This is a genomic window from Verrucomicrobiia bacterium, assembly GCA_035495615.1.
Taxonomy (GTDB): domain Bacteria; phylum Omnitrophota; class Omnitrophia; order Omnitrophales; family Aquincolibacteriaceae; genus DATJFP01.
The window spans coordinates 20,283-27,821 of record DATJFP010000063.1; the positions used below are offsets into that span (position 1 = coordinate 20,283).

The 7,539-nt window shown below is 58.6% G+C and carries 8 protein-coding genes; 4 read left to right on the plus strand and 4 right to left on the minus strand.

The window, feature by feature from the left end; translation table 11 throughout:
- Window positions 1–3: 3 nt before the first annotated feature.
- From VL688_07760 to VL688_07770, 3 genes are read left to right on the plus strand one after another with little or no spacing between them, the layout of a single operon-like run.
- Window positions 4–1,848: a 2-oxoacid:acceptor oxidoreductase subunit alpha gene (locus tag VL688_07760; protein HTL47943.1), complete on the plus strand. Its 1,845-nt coding sequence runs from the start codon at window positions 4–6 to the stop codon at window positions 1,846–1,848.
- Window positions 1,845–2,900, plus strand: a complete 1,056-nt coding sequence (locus VL688_07765) for a 2-oxoacid:ferredoxin oxidoreductase subunit beta (protein ID HTL47944.1) — start codon at window positions 1,845–1,847, stop codon at window positions 2,898–2,900. The genes VL688_07760 and VL688_07765 overlap by 4 nt, the downstream gene beginning before the upstream one ends.
- Window positions 2,900–3,433, plus strand: coding sequence for a CBS domain-containing protein (locus VL688_07770; protein HTL47945.1), 534 nt, complete (start codon window positions 2,900–2,902; stop codon window positions 3,431–3,433). Before VL688_07765 ends, VL688_07770 begins: the two co-directional genes overlap by 1 nt.
- 61 nt (window positions 3,434–3,494) lie before the next feature.
- On the opposite strand, the gene VL688_07775 is transcribed toward VL688_07770, so the two are convergent.
- Window positions 3,495–4,235: a hypothetical protein gene (locus VL688_07775; GenBank protein HTL47946.1), complete on the minus strand. Its 741-nt coding sequence runs from the start codon at window positions 4,233–4,235 to the stop codon at window positions 3,495–3,497.
- A 68-nt stretch (window positions 4,236–4,303) separates the two neighbouring features.
- Between VL688_07775 and VL688_07780 the strand changes: the two genes are divergently transcribed.
- Window positions 4,304–5,338: a cytochrome c peroxidase gene (locus VL688_07780; protein HTL47947.1), complete on the plus strand. Its 1,035-nt coding sequence runs from the start codon at window positions 4,304–4,306 to the stop codon at window positions 5,336–5,338.
- Window positions 5,339–5,395: 57 nt separating this feature from the next.
- On the opposite strand, the gene serC is transcribed toward VL688_07780, so the two are convergent.
- The 3 genes from serC to VL688_07795 form a co-directional block, all read right to left on the minus strand.
- On the minus strand, window positions 5,396–6,490 hold the full coding sequence (serC, locus tag VL688_07785; GenBank protein ID HTL47948.1) for a 3-phosphoserine/phosphohydroxythreonine transaminase: 1,095 nt from the start codon (window positions 6,488–6,490) through the stop codon (window positions 5,396–5,398).
- Window positions 6,491–6,512: 22 nt separating this feature from the next.
- A complete protein-coding gene (locus tag VL688_07790) occupies window positions 6,513–6,887 on the minus strand; it encodes a CbiX/SirB N-terminal domain-containing protein (GenBank protein HTL47949.1) in 375 nt (124 codons plus the stop codon).
- 3 nt (window positions 6,888–6,890) lie between these two features.
- Window positions 6,891–7,539: ZIP family metal transporter (locus tag VL688_07795; GenBank protein HTL47950.1), on the minus strand; the 649-nt coding region annotated here is incomplete at its 5' end.

The following is a 7,539-nucleotide window of genomic DNA, read 5'->3' on the forward strand; positions in this document are numbered from 1 at the left end:
AGAATGGTAACCCTTAAGAAAAACATCGAACAAGCAACCGCAATTACCGTCCGCTTCGCCGGCGACTCCGGCGACGGCATGCAGCTCACCGGAGATCAGTTCACCGACACGGCCGCGTCCATGGGCAATGACTTCGCGACGCTTCCCGACTTTCCGGCCGAGATCCGCGCCCCCGCAGGCACACTGCCGGGCGTCAGCAGCTTCCAGATTCAGATCGCGGAAAACATCATCTTTACTCCCGGCGACAAGGCCGACGTGCTCGTGGCCATGAACCCCGCGGCGCTGAAGGTCAATCTCGTGAACCTGCGCAAGGGCGGCCTCATCATCGTGAACGAAAGCGCGTTCAATGAGATGACGCTGAAGAAAGCCACCTGGGACACCAACCCGCTCGAAGACGGACAGAGCCTCAAAGACTTCCAGGTCCTGAAGGTTCCCCTTTCGACGCTGACGAAAAACGCACTCAAAGACCATCCTCTAAAGCTGACCGAAGTCGAACGCTGCAAAAACTTCTTCGCGCTCGGCATGCTCTTCTGGCTCTACAGCCGCAAGATGGACCACACAATGGCGTGGATCCAGGCGAAATTCGCCAAGCGTCCCGAAATCGCGAACGCGAACGTCGCGGCCGTGAAAGCAGGCTACAACTTCGCGGACATTACCGAAGCGCTTCCGGTCCAGTACGAAATCCGCAAGGCCCAGCTTCCTCCGGGCACGTACCGCAAGATTACGGGCAACGAAGCGACGGCGCTCGGTCTCGTGGCGGCCGCGCACCTGGCGGGCAAGACGCTCTTCTACGGTTCTTATCCGATCACGCCCGCGAGCACGATCCTCCACACGCTGGCAATGTACAAAAACTACGGTGTGAAGACCTTCCAGGCCGAAGACGAAATCGCGGCCTGCGGCGTGGCGATCGGCGCGGCCTTCGGCGGCCAGATCGGCGTCACCGGCACCAGCGGTCCGGGCATCTGTCTTAAGGCGGAAGCGATCGGCCTGGCCGTGATGACGGAACTCCCGCTCATCATCATCAACGTCCAGCGCGGCGGCCCGAGCACGGGCATGCCGACGAAAACCGAACAGACGGACCTTCTGCAGGCCATGTTCTGCAGGAACGGCGAATCGCCGATCTGCGTCCTCGCTCCGGCCACGCCCGCCGACTGCTTCAACATGGCGGTCGAAGCGGTCCGCATCGCTCTTGAACACATGACGCCGGTCATTTATCTTTCGGAAGGCAATCTCGCCAACGGCGCGGAGCCTTGGAAATTGCCCGAGATCGACAAGCTCCCGCGCATCAAGGTGGAACATCCGAAAGCCGGAAAAACGCCGTTCCTTCCGTATTCGCGGGATCCCAAGACGCTCGTGCGTCCGTGGGCCATTCCCGGGACGCCCGGCCTCGAACACCGCATCGGCGGCCTTTCCAAGGCCGACCTCACGGGTAACGTGAGCTACGATCCGGAAAACCATCAGAAGATGATCAACCTGCGCGCGGAAAAAGTGCGCCGCATTGCCGACGACATTCCGCTCCTGAAGGTCGAAGGCCCGGCTTCCGGCAAGCTTCTCGTTCTGGGCTGGGGCGGCAGCTACGGCCCGATCTGCCAGGCGGTTCACAACCTGGCGGGTGAAAACATCCGCGTTTCGCAGGCGCACCTGACTTACATCAATCCTTTCCCCAAAAACCTCGGAAGCATCATCGAGAAGTTCGAGAAAATCCTGGTCCCCGAATTGAACATGGGCCAGCTTCTTTTCCTCCTTCGGAACGCGTTTCCCGGCAAAAACTTCGCCGGCTATCACAAAGTCCAGGGACAACCTTTTTCAACACAAGAACTCACAGACGAGATAAGAAGGCACGCATGAGCACACCTAATCCCGTACCACCCAGCAATACGCAGAATCTTCCGTTCACGAAAGACGACTTTGTTTCCGGGCAGGAAGTCCGCTGGTGCCCGGGCTGCGGCGACTATGCGATTCTCGCCGTCATGCAGCGCACGCTTTCCAAGTTCGCGATTCCGCGCGAGAACTACGTTTTCGTTTCCGGCATCGGGTGCTCGAGCCGCTTTCCCTATTACATGAACACCTACGGTTTCCACTCGATCCACGGCCGCGCGCCCACGATCGCTTCCGGGCTTCGCTGCGTGAACCCGAATCTCGTCATTTGGCTCATCACCGGCGACGGCGATGCGCTCTCGATCGGCGGGAATCACTTCCTGCATATCCTGCGCCGCAACCTGAACGTGAACATCGTGCTGGTCAACAACCGCATCTACGGCCTGACCAAGGGACAGTATTCGCCCACGTCAGAAGCGGGCAAGATCACGAAGTCTTCGCCGCAGGGCGCGATCGATTATCCGGTCAATCCCCTTTCCATTGCGCTCGCGTCGGAGGCCACGTTCATCGCGCGCTCGGTGGACTCTGACCCCAAGCACATGGAATACGTGTTCGAACGCGCCATGCAGCACAAGGGCACCTCTCTCGTCGAGGTCTACCAGAACTGCAACATCTTCAACGACAAGGCGTTTTACCCGGTGACCGGCCGCGAGAACCGCGACGACCGTGCCGTGTATCTCGAGCACGACAAGCCGCTCATTTTCGGAAAGAAGCGCGACCTCGCCATCCGGGTGAAAGGCGGTCCAAGCGGCCTCAAGCCGGAAATCGTCGACATCTCGAAAAACAAAGACGCCGACGATCTCCTCATCCACAATGAAAAAGAGCCGGACCCGAGCTATGCCTACATGCTGACGCAGTTCCAGTATCCGGGGCTGCCCGTTCCGCTCGGCGTTTTCCGCGCGGTGAGCCGGCCGACGTACGACGAAATGCTCGACATTCAGACCGAAGACCTCATCAAGAAAAAAGGCAAAGGCGACATCAAAAACCTGCTCTACGGAAACGATACCTGGACGGTGAACTGATGAAGACTCCTTGTCCCTCGTGCGGCCACCACAACCTGGAAGGCATGGACCGCTGCGAGGAATGCCTGCATTCTCTGATGCAGCGCGACCTGCCGCGGCCGAAGAAAAACGATCCGCTCCAGCGCGTCATCATGACTGCGCCTGTGGCGGACCTTTTGACCGGGGCGGATCTTCTGGTGGCAAACACGACGGACACGGTGCAGAAGATCATCAACACGCTGAAGAAAAAGAAAAAAGACTGCGTGCTGATTTATCAGAAGAAAAAACTGGTGGGCATCATCAGCCAGCGCGATCTGCTGCTGCGCGTGGCGGGAAAACACAAAGACCTCTCAGCCGTCAAAGCCGAGCAGATCATGACCAAGAACGTGGAATTCGTGCGCGGCGAGGACCCGATTGCCTTTGCCGTGAACAAGATGTCCATGGGCGGCTTCCGGCATCTTCCCGTGCTGAACGCCGAAGGCGTGCCGCTCAGCATCATCTCCATCAAGGACGTGCTGGGCTACCTGATGAAACGCCATCAAGCGCACGAATAGTCTGCACATCCTTCGGGATTTCCCTCGCAAACGCTTCCCTGCTCGCGATAGGGCTCATGCATCAAACATGTGGGGACAGGTCTAAAGACCTGTCCCCGTCCACTCCAAACTGGGCGGCCAGATCGGTCCTTTGTTTTCCATGATAGATCGTAATAGCAGGAATTTTTGTCCCGAGCATCCCTTTGTTTTTTACTAGAAATTTTTCGAGACGGACCGTTTGGTCTTCCTCGCCGAAACGGAACACCGGGCTGCGCCCCAGATCGTGGAGCGCCAGCCAAACAGGCCCTTCCAGCTCTGCCGCGGCCTGTATCATCCGTTTGACCAAAAGATCCAGCCGTGACCTGTCCTTCACGAGGATAAGATTTTCCTTGAACGCGATCTTGCCCCAATCCCCAGGTGCGAGCTTTCTGAAAAGCGCCCAGCTCGAGGCGTAAGGCACGAGCCTGCGCTCTCCGTCTTTCAGCAGCCGGCCGTGGTTTACGAGAAGCTGCGCCAATCCTGCGGGCTGGAAGAGCGGGAGCTTTTCCGGACTTCCGGCGGTCACCAGGCTGAACTCAAAACTGCCAAAGAGTGAAGCCTCCGCCGTTTTCAGGGCAAACGCAAGCATCTGCTTGAAGGAGTCCCACAACTCCTTCTCTTCCCCGGTCATGACCTCCGCCACGAGGAGCCAGCCGCGTCCGGCAGGCAGTTCCAGGCCGTACCGCGCAATATCATCGGCCGTGCCGTGATAGATAGACGAAAAAGGCCTCGGCACAGCTTCGAAAAAAATAGCTTTGTTGAATTCGTCATCGAGAATCGTCATAATTTACTCAAAATCCCGCGTTAAATGCCGTACTTTCCGCATAGTTCCAGAACCTGATGGAGGAAAGAATGAAACCGTCCCGCCTTTTCGCCTTTATACTCATGTCGATCGCCCTGGCTCCCGCTGCGGCCTTGGCCGCGGAAGCCGACAAAACTCCCTACGAAATCAAATTCCCGCTCGGCGTGGATCCGGATGTCTTTACGGTTCCCGAAGACAATCCCATGAGCGCCGCCAAAGTGGAGCTCGGCAAGATGCTCTATTTCGACAAGCGGATCTCCGCCAATGATAAGATAAGTTGTGCCACTTGTCACAATCCTGAGAAAGGATTCACGGACCAGTTGCCGGTTTCCAAAGGCTTCGAGGACAAAACCGGAACGCGAAACGCGCCTACCGTCATTAATTCCGCTTTCGGTCTCTTCCAGTTCTGGGACGGCCGCGCGGCGACACTCGAAGAACAGGCTGTGGGCCCCATGCAAAATCCCGTGGAAATGGCGCATACCCTTGACGGAGCGGTCCAAAAGATCAATGCCGTTGCCGGCTACAAACCGTATTTCGAGGCGGCATTCGGCGATTCCAAAGTCGACATCGACCGGATCGCCAAGGCCATCGCCGCTTATGAACGCACTGTCCTTTCGGGCAATTCCCCCTGGGACCGCTACGTGAACGCGCATGACGAAAGCGCAATGAGCGAATCCGCCAAGCGCGGCCTTACGCTCTTCGAAGGCAAGGCCCGCTGCACGCAATGCCACGTCGGCTTCAATTTAAGCGACGGCGTGTTCCACAATATCGGCGTCGGCATGAAAGCGCCCAAGCCCGACCTGGGCCGTTACGAAATCACGAAAGAGGAGAAAGACAAAGGCGCTTTCAAGACGCCCATCCTGCGTGACCTTCAGAAAACGTTTCCCTACATGCACGACGGAAGCGAGAAGACCCTGGAAGAAGTCGTGGATTTCTACGACAAAGGCGGCGAACCGAATTCCTGGCTGGACCCCAAGATGCAAAAGCTGGGGCTGACGAAAGAGGAAAAAGACGACCTCGTGGCGTTTTTGAAGTCGCTTGAAGGCGATTGGACACCGGCGCCCGAGCCCACGCTGCCGCAATAAAACGAATTCCGCGGATCAACAAGACAGGCACAGGCCGCGAGGCCTGTCCCCTCTTTTTTATCCGTTCTTCGCGGTGAAGTTCTTCATGAACCGCACGAGCGCCTGCACGCCTTCCATCGACTGCGCGTTGTAAAGCGACGCGCGCAAGCCTCCGACGGAACGGTGTCCTTTCAGGCCGGCCAGTCCTTCGGCCGCGGATTCCTTCACGAATTTCTTTTCCAGTTCTTCGTTGTCGCCCTTCAAGCGGAAGACCACGTTCATGCGCGAGCGGTCCTTCTTCTCCACCGGGCCGTAATAGTACCCGCCGGACGAATCGATAGCGTCATAGAGCAGCGCGGCCTTGGCATCGTTCGCTTTTTCCACGGCCGTGAGCCCGCCCTGCCGGCCGATCCATTCCATCATGAGCGCCACCATGTAAATCGAAAACGTGGGCGGCGTGTTGTAGAGCGAGTTGGCTTTGACGTGCGTGCGGTACTGCATCATGGTCGGCAGCGACACGCTTGCGCGCTCCACCAGGTCTTTGCGGATGATGACAGCCGTCACGCCCGAGGGCCCCATGTTTTTCTGGGCGCCGGCGAAGATGAGGCCGTAGTCTTTCACGTTCACGCGCCGCGACAGGATGTCGGAGGACATGTCGGCGACAAGCGGCACGTTTCCAGTCTTGGGGAATTCGCGCCACTGCGTGCCGAAAATCGTGTTGTTCGAGCACAGGTGGACATAAGAGGCATTGCCCGAAAGCTGGATCTCATCCAGGCGTGGCAGGCGGCGGAATTTTTCCGCTTCCGTGCTGGCCGCGATCTTCAGTTCCGACACCTTCTTGATCTCGTCCCCGGCCAGCTTGGTCCAAGCGCCGGTCTGAATGAGTTCCACGGGCTTGCCGGCCACCGCCAGGTTCATCGGGACCATGGAAAACTGGAGGCTCGCGCCGCCCTGCAGGAAGAGCACGGCATAATCGTCGGGAATGCCCAGGTGCTGGCGCAATCCGGCGTCGGCGCGGGCGAGAATGGCTTCGAACTCCGGCGAGCGGTGGCTCATTTCCATGACGGACATGCCGCTTTGCCCGTGATTCAGGAATTCTTCTTTCGCCTGTTCCAGGACTTCGAGAGGCAGCGCCCCCGGCCCCGCGTTGAAGTTGAAAATTCGGTCCGTCATTTTAGCCTCGCTCGTTTTCATGTCAGGATGCCTTCTTTTCTGCCGCGGCGATCAAGTCGAGAAAAAGGTCCGCGATGCCCGGGTGGATGCCCACCGGCGGGGTCAGACAGAACTTGATGCCCGGATGGTTTTTCGCGGCCGCTTCGACAAGGGCCGGGATGTCTTTCAAGACGTGGTTTCCGGAATTCAAAAAATTAAGCAGGATAACGATCTCGGAGGCCCCCTGCTTCACGCAGGCCTCAATGCCTTCAGGAACCGACGGGGATTCGGCCTCGAGAAAGGCACATTGTACCACAGGAAATCCTCCCCGCGCCTTAAGAACCTCGGCCAGATGGAGGTTTTCACGCTTGGAGGCGGCGGAGCGGCTGCCGTGAGAAACCAGCAGGACGGCCTTCACGGGCTAGCCCTGGGCGATCTTCAGCGCGGCCATGACGGCCACGCCCAGGACGATCATGATGAGCTGTCCCGAAGAGGTGCGGATGTCGACGTCATGGTGAAGCTCCGGAATCAGGTCGGAACCGGCAATGTAGATGAAGCCGCCGGCCGTGATCGGAAGGAGGATCGCGCCGAAAGACCGGACGTGCACGCCCACGATCAGGGCGAGCGCCACGCCGACAAATGCCCCGAAGCTCGACAGGAGATTGTAAAAAATCGCCTTGCGGGGCGGAAGCCCGCCGTGCACCAGGATGCCGAAGTCGCCGATTTCCTGCGGGATTTCATGGAAGAGGACCGCAAGCGTCGTCGTGAGGCCGAGCGCAAGGCTGGCGGAATAGCTGACGCCGATCATGAGACCGTCGATGAAATTGTGCACGAAATCGCCGACCAGATTCATGCTCACGACCGGATGCAGGTGTTCTTCCTCCGGAGTCATGACGTGGCAATGGCGCCAGCGCAGGAATTTTTCGAGCAGGAAAAAACCCAGGATTCCGCCCATCACCCAGAGCGAGGTATCGAGGCCCCGTCCCAACTGCTCGTAGGATTCCGGCAGGATGTGGATGACGGCGTCCCCGAAAAGGGCGCCGACCGCGAAGCTGACCAGGTACAGGATG